General features: G+C 70.0%; 15 protein-coding genes and 1 tRNA gene. 6 read left to right on the forward strand and 10 right to left on the reverse strand.

Translation table 11 applies throughout. The features are described 5' to 3' along the window. The first annotated feature begins 1 nt into the window (after nucleotide 1). From P2T62_RS03380 to P2T62_RS03390, 3 genes are all read left to right on the forward strand, one after another. Nucleotides 2-1,180, forward strand: a complete 1,179-nt coding sequence (locus tag P2T62_RS03380) for a glycosyltransferase family 4 protein (protein ID WP_276260082.1) — start codon at nucleotides 2-4, stop codon at nucleotides 1,178-1,180. Beyond that, nucleotides 1,177-2,019 carry a glycoside hydrolase family 16 protein gene (locus tag P2T62_RS03385; protein ID WP_276260083.1) on the forward strand — a complete coding sequence of 281 codons (843 nt, stop codon included), beginning with the start codon at nucleotides 1,177-1,179 and terminating at the stop codon, nucleotides 2,017-2,019. Before P2T62_RS03380 ends, P2T62_RS03385 begins: the two co-directional genes overlap by 4 nt. 113 nt (nucleotides 2,020-2,132) lie before the next feature. Then, nucleotides 2,133-2,840 carry a class I SAM-dependent methyltransferase gene (locus tag P2T62_RS03390; protein ID WP_276260084.1) on the forward strand — a complete coding sequence of 236 codons (708 nt, stop codon included), beginning with the start codon at nucleotides 2,133-2,135 and terminating at the stop codon, nucleotides 2,838-2,840. On the opposite strand, the gene P2T62_RS03395 is transcribed toward P2T62_RS03390, so the two are convergent. From P2T62_RS03395 to P2T62_RS03420, 6 genes are all read right to left on the reverse strand, one after another. Then, nucleotides 2,800-4,035: a carboxylate--amine ligase gene (locus P2T62_RS03395; RefSeq protein ID WP_276260085.1), complete on the reverse strand. Its 1,236-nt coding sequence runs from the start codon at nucleotides 4,033-4,035 to the stop codon at nucleotides 2,800-2,802. The genes P2T62_RS03390 and P2T62_RS03395 overlap by 41 nt on opposite strands. 147 nt (nucleotides 4,036-4,182) lie before the next feature. Next, the gene (locus P2T62_RS03400) at nucleotides 4,183-6,108 is read right to left on the reverse strand and encodes a family 16 glycosylhydrolase (RefSeq protein ID WP_276260086.1); all 1,926 of its coding nucleotides are present in this window, start codon (nucleotides 6,106-6,108) and stop codon (nucleotides 4,183-4,185) included. A gap of 241 nt (nucleotides 6,109-6,349) precedes the next feature. Beyond that, nucleotides 6,350-7,027, reverse strand: a complete 678-nt coding sequence (locus P2T62_RS03405) for a hypothetical protein (protein WP_276260087.1) — start codon at nucleotides 7,025-7,027, stop codon at nucleotides 6,350-6,352. A gap of 59 nt (nucleotides 7,028-7,086) precedes the next feature. Then, complete coding sequence (locus P2T62_RS03410; protein ID WP_276260088.1) at nucleotides 7,087-8,055, reverse strand: glycosyltransferase family 2 protein; 969 nt, start codon at nucleotides 8,053-8,055, stop codon at nucleotides 7,087-7,089. Next, nucleotides 8,052-10,373 carry a DUF2206 domain-containing protein gene (locus P2T62_RS03415; RefSeq protein ID WP_276260089.1) on the reverse strand — a complete coding sequence of 774 codons (2,322 nt, stop codon included), beginning with the start codon at nucleotides 10,371-10,373 and terminating at the stop codon, nucleotides 8,052-8,054. The genes P2T62_RS03410 and P2T62_RS03415 overlap by 4 nt, the downstream gene beginning before the upstream one ends. A 67-nt stretch (nucleotides 10,374-10,440) precedes the next feature. Next, nucleotides 10,441-11,865: an oligosaccharide flippase family protein gene (locus P2T62_RS03420; RefSeq protein WP_276260090.1), complete on the reverse strand. Its 1,425-nt coding sequence runs from the start codon at nucleotides 11,863-11,865 to the stop codon at nucleotides 10,441-10,443. 316 nt (nucleotides 11,866-12,181) lie between these two features. On the opposite strand from P2T62_RS03420, the gene P2T62_RS03425 reads away from it, so the two are divergent. After that, the gene (locus P2T62_RS03425) at nucleotides 12,182-12,910 is read left to right on the forward strand and encodes a DUF1616 domain-containing protein (protein WP_276260091.1); all 729 of its coding nucleotides are present in this window, start codon (nucleotides 12,182-12,184) and stop codon (nucleotides 12,908-12,910) included. Here the strand turns inward: P2T62_RS03425 and P2T62_RS03430 are convergent. From P2T62_RS03430 to P2T62_RS03440, 3 genes are all read right to left on the reverse strand, one after another. Next, a tRNA-Ser gene (locus tag P2T62_RS03430) sits at nucleotides 12,892-12,972 on the reverse strand. The two genes, P2T62_RS03425 and P2T62_RS03430, sit on opposite strands and share 19 nt — an antisense overlap. A gap of 27 nt (nucleotides 12,973-12,999) precedes the next feature. Then, nucleotides 13,000-13,248: a DUF7981 family protein gene (locus P2T62_RS03435; RefSeq protein ID WP_276260092.1), complete on the reverse strand. Its 249-nt coding sequence runs from the start codon at nucleotides 13,246-13,248 to the stop codon at nucleotides 13,000-13,002. After that, nucleotides 13,245-13,628, reverse strand: a complete 384-nt coding sequence (locus P2T62_RS03440) for a Rid family detoxifying hydrolase (RefSeq protein ID WP_276260093.1) — start codon at nucleotides 13,626-13,628, stop codon at nucleotides 13,245-13,247. The genes P2T62_RS03435 and P2T62_RS03440 overlap by 4 nt, the downstream gene beginning before the upstream one ends. Nucleotides 13,629-14,318: 690 nt before the next feature. Between P2T62_RS03440 and P2T62_RS03445 the strand changes: the two genes are divergently transcribed. Next, nucleotides 14,319-14,951 carry an AAA family ATPase gene (locus P2T62_RS03445; RefSeq protein WP_276260094.1) on the forward strand — a complete coding sequence of 211 codons (633 nt, stop codon included), beginning with the start codon at nucleotides 14,319-14,321 and terminating at the stop codon, nucleotides 14,949-14,951. Beyond that, nucleotides 14,948-15,367, forward strand: a complete 420-nt coding sequence (locus tag P2T62_RS03450; protein WP_276260095.1) for an RNA-binding domain-containing protein — start codon at nucleotides 14,948-14,950, stop codon at nucleotides 15,365-15,367. Before P2T62_RS03445 ends, P2T62_RS03450 begins: the two co-directional genes overlap by 4 nt. A gap of 43 nt (nucleotides 15,368-15,410) precedes the next feature. On the opposite strand, the gene P2T62_RS03455 is transcribed toward P2T62_RS03450, so the two are convergent. Further along, nucleotides 15,411-16,652, reverse strand: coding sequence for a polymer-forming cytoskeletal protein (locus P2T62_RS03455; protein ID WP_276260096.1), 1,242 nt, complete (start codon nucleotides 16,650-16,652; stop codon nucleotides 15,411-15,413). Nucleotides 16,653-16,780 lie beyond the last annotated feature (128 nt).

The following is a 16,780-nucleotide window of genomic DNA, read 5'->3' on the forward strand; positions in this document are numbered from 1 at the left end:
GATGCACGTACTCTACGTGAGCGGACAGGACTCGGGCGGTCTCCCCCACTACACCGCGGAACTGGCGAACGCGGTCGCGGCGCACGCCGACGTCACCGTACTGAAGCCCAGCGAGACGAGTGCGGACGACGTGTTCGACGACGCGGTGGATGTCCGGAGCGTGTTCCGACCGCTCGGACTCTCCGTGGCCAGGATCTCCAGCCGGGAGTTCGCCCCGCTCCGGACCGCGCGTGGCATCCTCTCGTACCGCTACCTGCGCGAGATACGTGCCATCGACCCGGACCTCGTCCACGACGCCACCGACCTGTTCCCACAGGTGAAGCTGTTCCTGAAGGCCTACGGCATCGACCGGCGGTATCCGCTCGTCGTAACCCGCCACGAGGTCGAGCAGAACCGGTTCTCGCTCGCGCGCCCCCACCACGCGGCCGAGGAGTTGGCCGACTGCCTGATACCGGACCTCCGTTCGGACGGCTGCGTCGTCCACACGCGGAACCAGCGACAGGCCCTCGTCGACCGGGGCGCGTCGGCTGCCGACATCCGGGTCATCCCGCACGGTGCCTACTCCCTGTTCGGAACACACGAGGACATCGACAGTACGCCCGAGGAGAACTGTCTGCTGTTCTTCGGGAACATCATCCGGTACAAGGGCATCGTCCCGCTCATCCGGGCGATACCGCTCGTGAAGGAGCGGTTCCCGGATGTCAAGCTGCTCGTCGCCGGCAAGGGACGACTCCCGCCCGAAACCGCCCCGATACTCGAAGCCCACGAGGAGAACTTCGAGGTCCACAACCGCTTCATCCCGAACGAGGAGGTCCAGGAGTTCTTCGAGCGCGCGGCCGTCGTCGTCCTCCCCTACAAGCGCCGTGCCGGTGGGATGAACGGCCACAGCGGCGTGCTGTCGGCGGCCCTCTCGTTCGGGAAACCGGTCGTCACGTCGCGTGCCGGGGACTTCCCGTCGCTGGTCGGGGCGACCGGCTGCGGTGTCACCGTTCCCTCGGAGGCCCCCGAGGCCCTGGCCACGGCCATCTGCCGGGTACTGGGGGACGATGACGCGAGGGCGGAGATGGCGGCCGCCAGTCGCCGGCTCGCCGACGAACTGTCCTGGGAGCACGTCGCCGACCAGCACCTCAGCCTCTACGAGACGGTCGTCGAGACCGACCGTACCTCTCCCGAATCATGAGCCGACGAAACGGCGGGCTGTCGAGGCGCCACCTGCTGGCCACCGGACTCTGCGGGCTCGTCACGGGCTGTTCCAACGCTCCGGCCGCCAGCTCACCGGATGGCGAGACGGCCACGACCGGTGCCGGCGAGCGCTCCCAGCGAGGGGATGTCCCGGCGCGTCGCCCGGTCGACGTCTCGGAGATGGAACTCGTGCTCGAGGATACCTTCAGCGCCAGGCAACTCGATCGGTCGCGCTGGCGCGATAAGTACCCCTGGGACGCGCGGACCCACAACTACGACGGCTACGCCGCCCCAGAGAACGTCACCGTCGAGGACGACCGGCTCGTCCTGCGGGCCGAGGACCGGCCACAGGGTGGGATGCGGTTCTCGACCGGTGTCGTCTCGGCGAAGGAGGTGTTCGAGCCCGGCTACTTCGAGGCGAGCATCAAGATTCCGCCGCCGGTGCCCGGGTTCTGGCCGGCCTACTGGCTCACGTCGGCCTCCTACCATCCCCCGGAGTTCGACATCTTCGAGTTCTACGACGGGACGCCCGAGGCGAAGATGAGCTACCACTTCATCGGCGAGGACGGTTCCGAGGAGCGTGTCCGGGGGACGTACACGGGACCGGATTTCAGCGCCGACTTCCACACCTACAGTCTGGACTGGGACCCGCCGGAGAAGGTCGTCTGGTACATCGACGGCGTCGAGCGATTCCGGTACGAGGGGCCGTACGTCAGCGACGAGTACTGCTGGTTGATCCTCAACTTCGGTATCGACCCGCCGTGGGGTGCGACGCCGGAGCTACGGCACCTGCCGGCGACCTACGAGGTCGACTGGATCAGGTGCTGGGAGCGGTAGTGACACCCCATGACCGGACACCAGCAGACAGGCGTCGGGCGAACGGCGGCCGGACGAGGGCGCCACGGGACGGGACCGGAGTGGACCGTGAGCACGGGCCGCCCCGGCGATCGATGGGCGACGCCACCGACGGACGGGGGGTCTCCCGGATGCTGAGCCGTGCCCGCGACCGGAAGGAGCTCCTCGCCGAGATCCTCGAGCAGGTCCGCCCGACGTCGATGCTCGATGTGGGGTGTGGAACGGGCGAACTCGCCCTCCGGCTCGTGGAGATCGCTGGCGTCGAGGAGTGCGTCGGGGTCGATGTCTCCGCGGCGGCCGTCGAGCGGGCGGAGGAGCACGGGCTGACCGCCTACCAGGTCGACGTGGAGGACGAGCGCCTCCCGTTCGAGGACGACCGGTTCGATGTCATCACCGCCAGCGAGGTCATCGACTACCTCTGTGACCCGGGGAACCTGTTCCGCGAGGTGCAGCGCTGTCTCCGGCCCGGCGGCGTGTTCGTCCTCACGACCCCGAACCTGGCGTCCTCGCACAACCGGATCGCCCTGCTCGCCGGGCGCCTCCCGCTCCCGATGCAGGGACAGTTCGACCGGCTGGCCGACGGGGACGAGCGCGCGACACCGCTCTCCAAACGCTGTTCGCTGTACACCTGCGGCGTGCTTCACACGGTGCTCGAGGAACACGGGTTCGTGGTCACCGAGGTCCTCGGTGCCAGCGGGGAACGCCCCGACAGCTCCCTCCTCCACGCGTTCGTCGAGACCCTGGCCGTCCAGTGGCCTCCGCTCAGTTACCGGAACGTCTTCGTCTGCGAGCACCCGCCCTGAGGCCCGGGACCAGGTTCCGAACGGCGCGCGCGAACGGGCGGGGGTCGTCCCACCGGAAGTAGTCGAACCGCGGCGTGGTGACCAGCGAGGACAGGACCGACCACGAGGCCGCCGGCAGCGACGGACGGTCGACCAGCGGACAGTCGGTCCGGGCGACACTATCGAGGTACTCCAGCTCGCCGTAGAGGAGGTGACTCCGGACGCCGCTCTCGTATGTCGGGTCGATGGCGTCGCGGCGCCCGGTCGCCAGCAGCCAGTAGTAATGCGGGAAGTCCGCGCCCGCACGGACAGTACATGGGAGCGACCGCCACATCCGGGGGTTGATCTCGGTCAGGACGAACTCGCCCGTCTCCGCGTCCTCCATGAACTCGATGCACGCCAGGCCGTGCCAGTCGAGGTGGTCGAGGAGCCGTCGGGCCACGGTCTCCAGTCGCGGCAGGTGGACGGACTCGCGGTAGACGCTGCCGCCGCCGGTGTATGAGTCCCCGCGGATCTGTCGGTGCTGGAACGTCGCGACCGGGTCGCCGTGGTCGTACAGCGCCGCCACCATGTACTCGTCGGCCTTCTCCACGAACTGCTGGACGAGGGGTTCGTGGCCGAGCAGAGCGTCCCGGAGCGCCTGCCTGTCCGGTTCGACACCAGGGTCGAGGTAGGTCACCTCGTGGATGGGGTCGCACTCCGACTCGGCGTACGTCGGCTCGTAGCCGGCGACACGCAGCGGATAGCGGGGTTTGACGACCTGTCTCCGGTCCCAGTCCTCGACATCGCCGAGCAGTCGCGTCTCGGGCACCGGGACGCCGCTCGCCTCGGCGGCCTCGGCCAGCCGGAGCCCATCGTGGGCCATCCGCAGCAGCTCGGGTGGCTGCCACAGCTCGGTGACGTGTGGGGAGAACTCGTCGGCGTACCGCGACAGCAGGTAGGCGTCCTCCTCCCGGCAGGGGACGACCGCGCGCACGTCCGACCGTGCCGCCAGCGCCACGAGCGCGTCCCGGTACGCGAGCAGATCTTCGTGGACCGACGTGACGGGGACCAGCTCGTCGCAGTACCGCGAGGCGAGCGTCGGGCGCTCGGGGCGTTCGGCGGCGGCCACGACGTTGATGTCGCGCCGCCCGAGCGACCGGACACACGCCAGCGAGGACGGTGAACCGTTCACCGGGACGAGTACGGACCGGGCCGGCGAGCGCCCTCGTGCCATACCCCTGCTCCCCCACCACGAGAATTTAGTATATCCCGATTACGCGCGGTCGAGCGGTACGCGCCGGGCTCGCCCGCAGACTAGGCCCGCGTTTCCCGGCACCGGCGGCCCGGGGCCGGCGCCCGGGCCGGCGACCGGAATCCGGGACTACTCGGTGACGCTGCCGGTCGCCGTCGCCGTCGCGCCGTCGCCGTCGGTCACCGTCAGCGAGAGATCGAACGTCTCGCCGTCCGCGTGCTTGATGCGGAAGTAGTTCACGTCGGCGGCCGAGTCACCACTCACGGCCGTCCGTCTCGCGTCGACGACGGCGCCCGTGTCGTCGCGGACCTGGACGAGGACCCGCGCGAGGTCGCCGTCGTCGTCGGCGACGACCCAGTTGGCCACGATGTCGGCGTGCGGGTTCGGCGATCCGCTCTCGCTCACCTCGAACCGGTCGACCGCCGGCGGCGTGGTGTCGTCGGTGGTGTCGTCGGTGGTGTCGTCGGTGGTGTCGTCGGTGGTGTCGTCGGTGGTGTCGTCGGTGGTGTCGTCGGTGGTGTCGTCGGTGGTGTCGTCGTCAGAGGGCTTCTCCGGGCCGGGCTTCGACTCGTCGACGAGGGAGTCCGGATCGACGTACTGGTCGTCGACGAACGTGTCGATCGCCCCCTCGTAGCTGAGGTCGGTGATCTCGCCGTAGAACCAGAACCCGTCGCCGCCGGAGGCGTGTTCGGTCCCTCCGGCGGTGTATCCATCCTCGGCGACCCACTCGTCGCTCTCGCCGTCGCTCAACTCCCCGTCGTCGACGCGGATGTGCCCGCCGCTGGTCTCGAAGGCGTAGGTCACCGGATCGCCGTCGTCCGAGCGCACCCAGAAGTAGTGCTCGGTCAGGTCCCCGGTGTCGCTCTCGGTCGTCGCGGAGACGGTGTCGCTCTCGCCGGACTCGTTGCCCGCGGCGTCGACCGCGGTGACCGCGAAGTCGTAGGTGGTGTCCGCGTCGAGGCCCGAGACGGTCACCGACGTACCGGAGACCGACCGGTCCAGACCGCCGTCGACGTAGACGTTGTAGCCGTCGACGCCGGTGTCGTCGGTGGCGGCATCCCACGCGAGGCTCACGGCGTCGGAGCGGATCCCCGTCACGTCGAGATTCGTCGGGTCGCTCGGCGGGGTCGTGTCCGCCGTGTCGTCGGAGCCGCCGCTCCCGGGGGCGTACTCCCAGACCCGGACCCAGTCGACCACCATCTCCTCGTCCCAGGACTCGGAGTAGTCGGGACTACCGACCTTGTCGATGATGTTGGTCAGCATCATGTAGTGGTCCCCACCGTTGCGGAGCGCCTCCAGCGCCTCCCACTCGGTGATCGAGCCGACGTGCATCCCGTCGAAGTAGAACGCGACGCGGTCGCTCCGCCACTCCGCCGCGTAGACGTGGAACCCCTCGGTCAGGTCGTCCGCCGAGTCGTACTCGACATCGAGCGAGTCGTGGGTCGAACTGTCGTCGGAGATGGTCGAGGTCGAGTAGTGGACGTGGTACTCCGCGCGGTGGGTGTCCTCCCAGCCGCCGTCGTTCTGGAAGATCTCGATGACGTCGATCTCCGGCGGCCAGTCCTCCGAGTTCGGCTTCGTCCAGAACGCCGGCAAGACGCCCGTCCGGTCGGGCAGCCTGATTCTCGCCTCCCAGTAGCTCCCCTCGAAGGCACCGAACGTCTCCTTCGTGTTCACCGCGGAGGTCCTGACGGAGTCGGGGTCCCCGGAGTGCGAGAACGAGAGGTGGAGCCGCCCGTCACGCACGGCGACCTCGTCGGCGTCGATCCGGCCGGCGGAGTTCCGGTCGGTGGTGCCCCAGCCGTAGCCGACCTCCCACTTCGAGGTATCGAGCGCCCCGGCGTCGAAGGTGTCCTCGAACGCGAGTTCCCAGTCCTCGGGGGTGGACGGGCCACCGGTGGCTCCCCGGGTGAGACTCGTGCCCAGTCCGACGCTGCCCAGCGTGGCCGCGCCAGCTGCGGCGAACTTCAGGTAGTTCCGGCGGTCGACTGTGAGGTCGTCCGCCCCTTCGTCACTGTCCGTCCCATCAGTAGCTTCGTCCTTCCCGTCAACCATCGTCCGGTAATGTGTGATTAATAGTATACCGGTTATTACCGGTCAAACGCGAGGTAATAACCCGGTAGCTACGGTTGGTCACGTTTGGCCATCAGATAGCTACGTTTCGTCTGGATCCGCACCCGACGGGGTCCCGACTCCGTCCCATCCGGAGCCCGGCGAGAAGGAACAGCGTACTGCCACTCGGCGGTGGTCAGGAGCTCGTTACCGGTGCCGGCCGGGCTGGCGCGCGACCCGTGCGTCAGGCGAGCAGGTCCGACGGCCCCCGCTCGTGCACCGCGCCGTCATCGGTCAGCGACCACTCCGCGACCGGAGTCTCCCAGTCCCCGTACCTGATGGCGAGGTAGTCCTCCAGCTCCGTGGGCGTATGGACGCCGAGTTCCTCATCGTACCGTAGCTCCTCGAGGTGCGACAGCGGGAGCCGGAGGGTGAGCACCTCCACCAGGAGCGATTTCGGGAACGACGTCATCTCCACGTGCCCGCCGGTGGACCGTGCGTACCACTGGATGAACGGGTAGAGCCGGTCGACGACGGTCGTGAGTCCCGGGACCCCGAACTCCTCCCTGACGCGTGACTGGGCCGTCCAGGCGCACTCGCCGTCGCGCCGGAAGACCATCACGTCGACGATGCGCCTGTTCGACCGGGAGCGTGGTCCCCGGTCCGTCCGAGGGAGGAACTGGTACTTGTACGTGTGCCCGCGGTAGGATCTGCTCTGGACGTGATAGCCCTTCGACTCGATCTCCGGCCGGAGCGCCTCGATCACGTCGACGTCCGAGGCCCACACCGCCAGGTCGATGTCGTCGTCGTACTTCGTGAGTTCACCCGACCGGACCAGCGTCAACAGCGTCCCGCTCTCGACCCAGTGGGTGACGTCGTGCTCGGCGAACAGCGACGTCACCCAGGATAGCTGCTCGTCCATGACCCCACCGAGACGCGGTGCTGTGCTTGTAATAACCGGCCTACTGGGCGGTAGCCGGGTCACCAGGTGAGCCGGCGTGGGTTGGCGATGATCCGGCGGGGGTCGGGACCGAACCACCACCCGTACAGCATCGTCGAGCGGGACTTCAGGCGGGCGATGGTCTCGGCAGAGACGACCTGTCGCTCGGCGAGCAGGCTCCGGCGCTGGCCGTACAGCCGCACGAGGACGCGCCACACCGGTCCGACCCGCCCCCGCGCGGTCACGACGCCGTAGGCGGACCAGACGAGTGTCGTGAACAGTACGTAGCGCCACGGGAGGTTCCTGACGGCGAGCCGGATGCGGTTCTCGATCCCCCGCTCGCGGGTCTCCGCCGGTGGGAGGCGTGCCTTCGGGGTCTGCTTGTGTGAGACCACGACCTCCGGCGTGTAACGGATGTCGTAGCCCGCATCGAGGAGCCGCAGGGAGAGGTCGTGTTCCTCGAAGCCGTAGACGAACTCCGGCGGGAAGGCGCCGACGTCGTCGATGACCTCGCGGCGGATGGCGTTCCCGACCCCGCAGAACGACGACGCACGGTAGGGCTCGCTCGGCGGTGTGTCGAGGTCCGGCGGGTCGGGAATCTCCATCAGGATGGGGTCGCCCGTCTCGTGACTCCGGCTCTGGAAGGCGAGGACGCCGACGTCCGGAGCGGCGCTGAACAGCGATACCATCCGCCCGGTCGCCTCCGGGTCAGGGAGCACAGCGTCGTCGTCGATGGTCACGAGGAACTCGCCCGCGGCCCGCTCGTAGCCGAGGTTCCGGGCCTTCGGCACCCCCATCCGCTCGTCGAACTGGTGGTAGTGGACCCGTTCGAGGTCGAACCGGCCGCCCGGCTCGAACATCGCCCCCGTCTCGTCGGTCGAACTGCTGACGACCACGACCTCCAGCGGGCGGTACGATTGCTGGAGGATGGAGTCGAGCGCCGCCGCGAGCTCGGTCGGCCTGTTGTACGTCGCGACGACGTAGGAGACGAGCGGGTCCGTCGCCGTCACGGCGACCACCCCTCGGCCGGGACTGGCGTTCTGGTTGGCCCGGTGGACAGGTCCACGACGGCTGGATGTCGCGCACCGATCCGGGTGGGCTCCTCGTCGGATGACGCCTCCGGGTCGACGACCGGGCCCCCGTCGGCGGCGACCAGCCGGACGGCGCCGGAGCTGTAGACGACGTTCCGCGGAGCGGTGATCCGTTCCGCCTCCGTTGCCGTGAGGTGGGTCGGCGGGACCCGGGCGAACTCCTCCGGCCCGGCGATGGCACGCTCCCGGACGAACACGTATCCGGCGTCGAGCGTCTCGAACCGGACGGCCGGCTGCCACTCGTTCTTCAGGACCACGAGTTCCACGTCGTAGTATCCGGACGGCAGGACCGACCGGAGCAGCTGATAGCTCACCGGGTCGGCGAAGACCGGTGTCTGGTCGGGGTACTCCCGGACCTCGAGCTTGTTTGCGGGCTGGTACGTCACCCGTTCGACGGGCGCGTGGGTCCGCAGCCAGACGGCTCCCTGTCGCTCGACATCGGAGAACGACGACTCGTGGGCGTCGGCGTCGAACGTCGCGTCCTGTGCGGTGCCGAAGGTGGCGAACACGAGCCCGGAGTTGAACGCCAGCAACACCACGAGCAGGACCGACAGCAGCGCCCACGGCACGCGGAGCCGCCCGTGGACGCGCCCGAGCCCCCGCGAGACGAGGTGGTAGCCGACCGCCATGAACGGCGCCAGCACCGGGAGCACCATCTGGTACACCCGGTCGGCGTAGAGGCTCACGATGACCACGTACGACGACCCGAGGAACGCGAACAGCGGGAGCGCCAGCGCCGTCAGTCCGGCGCCGGTGACCGTCACCCCCCGCCGCGCCCGCCACAGGTGGTCGAGGCTGGTCCACGCGAGGCCGAGCCCGAGGAGGAGGGTGAACCCGACGTAGAGGCCGAGGTTGACGGTGTCGAGGAGGGTGGTCTGGGTGGCGACGTAGGTGGCACCGGACCCACCGGGGACGACGCCGGTGGTGGCGAACTCCACGAGCTGTTCGAACGTGTCCGGCGGGATGGCCCGGAGTGTCGCCACCAGCTCCGTCGATACGGTCCCGTACCACGCCGTCGCGCCCGCCAGCAGGATGATGGGGTACACCACCGACAGGCGGTGGCCGATGTCGCCGACCACCCGGTCGGTGACGGCGAGCCCGACGGCGGCTGCGAGCAGCGTCAGTCCGAACACGTACGTCGTCCCGTAGTGGGCGTGGACGAGGCCGACGCCCAGCAGGCCGGCGACGACCGCTCCCTGCCTGTCGACGGTCCGATTCTGGAGGAACAGCAACACCAGGAGAACGACGAACAGCTCGGCCAGCAGTTGCTTCCCGGGGGTGTAGGTGAACGAGAGGTGGTAGAACGTGAAGAAGAGGGCGCCGTACAGCCCCACCCGGTCCGAGAAGGCGGTGGTGCCGACGTAGTAGACGCCGACCGGGACGAGCGCGAACAGGCCCGGGGTCACGACGACGAAGGTGGTCGGGAGGTCGAGCCCCGTCACCATCGCGACGGCCGCCGGGACCGCCGTGACGACCGGGAGCGCCTGCAGAGCGGATCCGGGAGCGGGGGACCAGGCCTGGGCGTCGAGCACCCGCTCGGCGACGAAGTACAGCGCCTGGATGTCGTTCCCGACGACGTGGCCGGTGAGGAGGTTGACGTGGAGCACCGCGGAGACGGCGACGGAGAACACCACGAGCGGGTACCGCTCGCGCGGGACGTAGCCGCTCGACGTGGCGAGGACGACGGCGCCGACGACGCCGATGAACAGGTACATCCCCGCGTTCGACCCGAACCACCGCATTACGCCGGCACCGACCGCTGCGAGCGTGGGCAGGCTCGAGAGCAGGAGGAGCAGGCTCGGCGAGTCACTGACCGACGGGAGGCGCGGCCGGGGGACGGGGCCGGTAACGGTCGTGACGACGACGAGCAGCCCGACGGTCGCCGTCAGTACCCCGGCGAACGGGCCGAGCGAGAGCGGGTCGTCGATGCCGGCGTGCGGCAGGAGGAGGCTCGTGACGACGGTCAGTACCGACAGGAGCGCGAGGCTCAGTCCGACGGCGAACAGCGTGAATCGGCCGGTGTGGGTGGTGTCGCCGCCGAGGAGGTGGAGGAGCAGGGTACCGGGAACGACCAGGAGGAGCGCCACTCCGGAGGCCACACGGAGACCACCGACCACCGGTCCGCCGGTCCCCAGCCAGACGCTCGCCCAGAAGAGGACGACGAGTCCGACGACCGTGGGCTCGAACCAGCCCGGGCGGACCCGGAGCCGGCGGGCGGTCCGGGCCAGCCGCCCCATCAGCGGCCACCTCCCGGTCGAAGCCTCTCAGGTCCCGGCGCCCCGCGCCCGTCCCGGCGTCGGTGGGTCAGGCGAGGACGCGCAGCCCCGGTGCGATGACCCGGGTCCGGACCTCCGGGATGGCGGCCGAGACGGCGACGTAGACGGCCGCACCGAACCCGATCTCTACCAGCAGGACCGGGAGGCCCGTCACGGGCACGGCCGTCTCGACGACGACCAGCAGCCCGCCCATCACCAGCGATGCGAGGATGTACCAGCCGACGAGGCGGTACGGCGGGTCGATGGCGACGAACCGGGAGAGGTAGCGGACGTGGAGCGACGTGTTGACCAGCCAGGAGAGGGTGGTCGCGATGGCGGCACCGACGAAGCCGACCGTCGCCAGCAGCAGCGGGCTGAGGACGACGTTCAGCGTGATGCCGACGACGGTCGCCCGCGCCGCGAGCTCCGGGTGGTCGAGCGAGCGGACCAGCCCCTCCACGATGTCGTTGACGGACTGGACCACCTTCTCGGCCATCAAGACCACCAGCACCATCGCCGCGATGGCGTACTCGGGGGTGAAGAGGTACACCAGTATCTCCTCGGCGTAGATGGCCGCCCCGACGAGCGCCGGGATCGAGACGAACAGTCCGAACCCGAGCGCGGTCGGGAGGACGGACTCGAGCCGGTCGAGGTCGGCGGTGGCGCTCCACCGACTCACCTGCGGGAACAGCGTCATCGCGATGGACTTGCTGACGAGGATGACCAGCAGGGTGATCTGCCAGGCCACCTCGTAGGCACTGACGTAGTGTGGCGCCAGGAAGAGCCCGACGAACGCGAGGTCCATCCAGGAGTAGACCCGTCCGCCGACCGCCGTGACGGTCTGGTACTTCGAGAAGGCGTAGAGCGACCGGAGCTGTGCCCGGGAGGGCGCGCCCAGCCTGGTCGAGCACCGGTGGTAGGCCCAGCCGAACGACACCGCCCGGCCGGCGAGGAGCCCCAGGACGAGCCCCTCCACGCCGAACCCCAGCACGACGAGCGCTGCCCCGAGGCCGATCCAGACGAACCGGTCGGCGAACGTGATGGATGCCGTCTCGCCGACGCGGAGCTCCCCGCGGACGGCGTGGACGTACAGCTTCGAGAACTCCACGAGGACGAGCCCGACGACGAGATAGCCGACCAGGCCGCTGCCGAGGAAGTCCTCGACGTACCGCCGGGCGAGGAGGACGGCGGCGACCACCACCGCGAGCGTGCAGAGCTTGAACACGACCGCCGTCCCCAGGACGCGAGCGGCGCCGTCCGCCGACGTTCCCTCGCTGAGGCGCTTCTCGAGCGCGACGCTGATGCCCAGGTCGGCGGGGATGGCGAGCAGCCCCAGCAGCGTCTGGAACAGGAAGAAGACGCCAAGCTGGGTCGCGTCGAGCTGCCGGGTGAAGAAGGCGAGGCCGGCGAACACGACCAGCGCGTTGCCACCCTTCGACAGGAACAGCTTGAACGATGCCCGACTCAGGTCCATGGTGCTCGAACGGTGGACGGGAGCCCTCGTCCCATCGCGGTGTGCTCCGAATCACTCTCTCCCACGCCGCTCGCTGGCCCGGCGCTCACTTTGTTGGATGCAGCCTACCCTGCCCGAGGAGGGCCTACTCGGCTCGGGTGGCGGGGTGACCGGCTACGGACGTGCCCGGGCCATCGCGGTAGCCCTCGCACGACACGCCACACGGCCAGCCGACCCACGCTCTCCCTACCGGCGGTGTGCCGGTGGCTAACCAAGTCCTCTCGACCACGTATCGGCCACCGGAAGGATGTGGACCCCGCTCGGACGCCCGGTCGACGTGAGCTGGCCGGTCGGCGGTAGCCGTACCGGGTCGGGGTCGTCGCGACGCGACGCGACCAGCGTCCTCGTGACCGCCCTGCTCGTCGTGAGTCTCGCACTCGCGGGGGGGAGCGTCCTCTTCGTCGCATCGCAGGACGCTCCGGGGACCACGGAGTTCGCGCTGTTGACCCGGAGCGATTCGGGCGATCTCGTCGCCACCGGCTACCCGCAGAACCTCACACGCGGCGAGTCCGCGTCGGTCGTCATCGAGGTCACGAACGACGGTCGGGTCAACCGGGAGTACACCGTCGTCGTCCTGATACAGCGGGTCCGGATCGGGCCGGCGGGGACGCCACGGTCGGTCCTCGACCAGCACGCGCGCGAACCGCTCCGGGTCGCGGTCCCGGCCGGTACGACACGCCATCTCGCCTACGATATCGCGCCCGACGTGGTCGGCGAGGCGGTCCGGGTCCGCTTCCTGCTCTACCGCTCGGACCCGCCGCCGGGGCCGGCGGTCACGAATGCTCACCGGGACCTCCACCTCTGGCTGAACGTCTCTGGCGACTCGCCACAGCGCATCCGTCCCGGTACCGACGCGGACGGGCCGGCGGCGGCGCTGTCGGGTGTCGATGCGTCGCAACGAGCTGTCACGGGGCGTCGGAACGTGGCCGACGCGACGCGGCGTATCCGGATGGGACGCTCCGCTGCCCACGGTGTTCACGGGAGAAACGCCGGGACAGGGATTTGAACCCTGGATCCCAGAGGGAACACGCTTTCCAGGCGTGCGCCTTACCACTCGGCCATCCCGGCTCGGACGAGGCTAACCCGTTGCGCCGCTTAAGACTGTTCCTTTCCCCCGGGTCCGTCGCCCTCGCCAGGTTCCGGGACGGCGAACGCGGGCCCGACGCGGCCCTCCAGCCAGTAGGCGGTACCGCCGGCGGCGAGGCAGACGAGCGCCGCGCCGCCCAGCGCGACCGGCAGTGTTACCGTCGCCGTGGTGGCGAGCTGGAGCGCCTGCACGCCCGCGAGGAAGGCGAGCGCGCCGATGGCGGCCCACAGGAGCGCCGACTTCCGTCGCGGCCTCATTCGACGACCGCGACCGCCTCGATCTCGACGGCCACGCCCTTCGGGAGCGCCCCGGCCTGCACGGCCGACCGGGCCGGCGGCTCCTCCCGGAAGTAGGTCGCGTACGTCTCGTTCATCGCGTCGAAGTCGTCGATATCGGCCAGGAAGACCGTCGTCTTCAGCACGTCCGACGGGTCGGCCCCGGCCTCGGCGAGGACGGCGACGAGGTTGTCCAGGGCCTGCTCGGTCTGCCTCGCGACGGGGGCGTCGTCGAGCAGTTCACCGTCGGGGGTGAGGGGGATCTGCCCGGCGGTGAAGACGAGGTCGCCGTTCGTCGTCGCCTGGCTGTACGCGCCGACGGCCTCCGGGGCGGCGTTCGTGTGGACGATGTCCTTGGGCATACCGGAAGAGGGCCCCGGACGCGTATAAAACCAGCCGAGATTCCGTACCGGTCGGGTCGTAGCGTGGCGTCCGTCTGGTCTCTCCTCGCGAGGGGTTCTTGTCCGTCCCCTGTGCCGACAGCGACGACAGAGCCCTGTTGCTGGTTCGGCCGAGCGTTCGTACGTGGTGGTTCCACCGGAGCGCTAGTGGCCCCACACCTCCCCGCGCTCGCGCCGTCAGAGCAAGCTCTGACGAGCTGCTCGAAAATCGAAGATTTTCGGCATGACGAGACGGCTTCGCCGTCTCGAACCACCTCGTTCGCTTCGCTCACGAGGACGCCGAGTGTTCCGGCCCCTCGCCGCAAGGGCTCGGGAGCCTCCGCGGCGGAGGCGCGAGCGCGCTTCCTGGTCTCGGAACCGGCCTGCTGAGCAACCGCTCTCCGGCCGGGAGCGCGTGGTGAGCCCCGAAGCGGGCGAACCCGTGCGACCTGGGGAAGGGCAGGGCCACAGTGCCCATGATACAACTGACTCCTGGCGGACTCGAAGGGCGAGAGCGCGAGGGCTTCGGAGGAGTCTCGGTGGTCGCCGCTGTCGTGGGAGAGCGCGAGGGCTTCGGAGGTGGCATCCACTCAGTAATACCGATACGACCGACAGCATCGCGCCCGGAACGCAGCCGTTAACCCGCGCTACCGAGAACGAGGGCCAACCACAATGCGCGTCATCGGAACCGTCGGGCTGGCGGGGAGCGGCAAGGGCGAGTTCGCCGCGGTGGCCCGCGAGGCCGGCGTCCCGGTCGTCACGATGGGCGACGTCATCCGGGCGGAGTGCCGGGACCGCGGGCTCGATCCGGCCGACCACCACGGCGAGGTGGCTCAGGCGCTCCGTGCGGAGCACGGACCCGCGGCCATCGCCGAGCGGTCGCTCCCGCTCATCCGGGAGGCCCTGGCGGACCACGACGCCGTCCTCGTCGACGGCCTCCGCTCGGACGTGGAGGTCGACGCCTTCGAGGACGCCTTCGGCGACGCCTTCTCGCTCGTGAGCGTCGAGGCGCCCTACGACGTGCGCGAGGAGCGCATCACATCTCGTGGGCGGGACAACACGGACCGCGAGACGCTGGCCGAGCGCGACGCCCGCGAACTCGGCTTCGGGATGGGGCACGCGATGGACCGCGCGGACCTCGTCGTCGAGAACGTCGACTCGCTGGAGCGCCTCCGCGAGCGCGCCCGGGCCGTCATCGAGACGGGTATCGACGCCGTCGACCCCGACGAGGGCTTCGACTGGCGCGAGAGCCCCGGGGCCGAGGAACTGGACGAGGGGGCGGCCGAGGAGGTGGACGGGTCGTGACCGACGTCTACAGCGTCGACGTCCAGGTCACCGCGCCCGTCATGCCGACCGAGGTGACCGCCCGCGTCCGCGACGCCGTCACCAACCTGTTCCCCGAGGCGGATCTCGAGGAGGGCCACGGTGAACTCCTCGGCGAGGCCCACAGCCTGGAGACGCTCTCCGAGCGCATCCACGAGCAGGAGATCCTCGACACCGCGCGCGGCCAGTTCCTCGCCGACCGCCAGGGGAACACCTTCTCGTTCGACCTGAAGAAGCAGGCCGCGTTCCAGGGCGTCGTCAACTTCGCCGTCGGCGACCCCGCCGAACTCGGCGACATCCACGTCCGGGTGACCGTCCGCGAGCCCTCCGTCGAGGCGTACATCGACCACATCGCGCCGCCGACGGAGGACGGCCGACCCATCGAGGAGCGGGAGTAGCGCCGCTCGCGGGTGGAGCTGTTCCGGTCGCGAGGAGTCCCGCTCAGCGCTTCTCGGCCTCGGCGATGGCGTTCGATAGGCCGTGCCCGTTCGTCGCGGGTTCGGGTGCGGAGGTGCTGTATCCGGGGTCGTCGGCGTCGTCGCCGTCCCCGTCATCGGTGTCGTCCGCGTCGGCAGCGGCGTCGTCGGCGCTCGACTCCTCGCCGTCGTCGACCCGGCGGATGGCCGGCGTGAGGTCGTTCGCGCCCGACACGCCGTCGTCCGGGTCGGTCGCGCGGCGCACGGCCGGAGTCGTGTCGTCGGGGACCTCCCGGGGCCCGACGCTCGGGGCGACCGTCTCGATGGCCCGGGCGGGGTCGTCGCTCCGTGCGGCCGGGTCATCGGCCGCTGCGTCGGTCCCGGTTCCGGCGTCGGCGTCGTCGGCCGCGTCGGCAGCGGCGTCGTCGTCGGCCGGTTCCCGGGTGATGTTCATCGCCCCACGGGCACGGATGGCGCCGTCGACCTCGGCGTCGTCGTGGAGGTCCAGGTTCTCGCAGGCCACGTCGCCGCGGACGTGGGCGTCCTCGGCGATGGTCACGTCGCCGCCCCGGGTCGTCACGTCGCCGTGGATGACCGCATCCGGGGCGACCGTGATGTCGCCCTTCGCGCGGAGCGAGCCGAACAGCTCGGTTCCCCGTCCCACGTCGATGGACTCGGCCCGGAGGTTCCCGTGGAGTCGGCAGTCCGCGCCGACCTGTGCGGGGGTCGAGACCTGCCAGGCGTCGTCGGAGACGCGTGCGCCCCGGGGGACGAGCACGGGTTCGTGCTCGCGGTCGTCGGTCAGGAACTCGTCGACGACCTCCTCGGCGTCCTCGTCCCGGCCCAGGCGCAGGAGCTGCGAGAGGTAGACGAACAGGAAGACGATGGTCGGCATCGGGTTCCGGATGACGATCCAGCCGTTCGCCTCGAAGCCGTCCTCGATGTCGACGTCGTCGCCGATGTCGAGGTCGCCCGAGACGATGAGCTGGCCGGCGACGTGGACGCGCTCGCCGAGGTAGGCGTCGCCGCCGACGAGGACGTTGCCGCCGACGTCGCACCAGACGTCGAGCCGGCACTCCCCGTCGGCCTCGATGTCCCCGCCGAAGCGGACCCGCTCGCCGGCGTAGACGTTCCGCCCGCGGACCCCGAACTCGACCGTCGACTGCCCGCCGACGACCACGTCGCCCTTCGCGACGAGGTCGTGCTCCTCGACGGTCGTGCCGTCGGGGATCTGCAACCGGTCCAGGGGGTCCGAGCGGATGGACACGCCGTCCGGTTGGCACAGGCCCCGCATAAACCCTGACGGCGCGCACGACGGATGTCTGACGCCCGCGTGACGCCCGCTCGCCCCGGCTGCTGGGGGACCGTGGGCTGGGTCCCGTCGGCGCCGGGGAC

Source organism: Haloglomus litoreum (assembly GCF_029338515.1).
In the GTDB taxonomy this organism is placed as follows: domain Archaea; phylum Halobacteriota; class Halobacteria; order Halobacteriales; family Haloarculaceae; genus Haloglomus; species Haloglomus litoreum.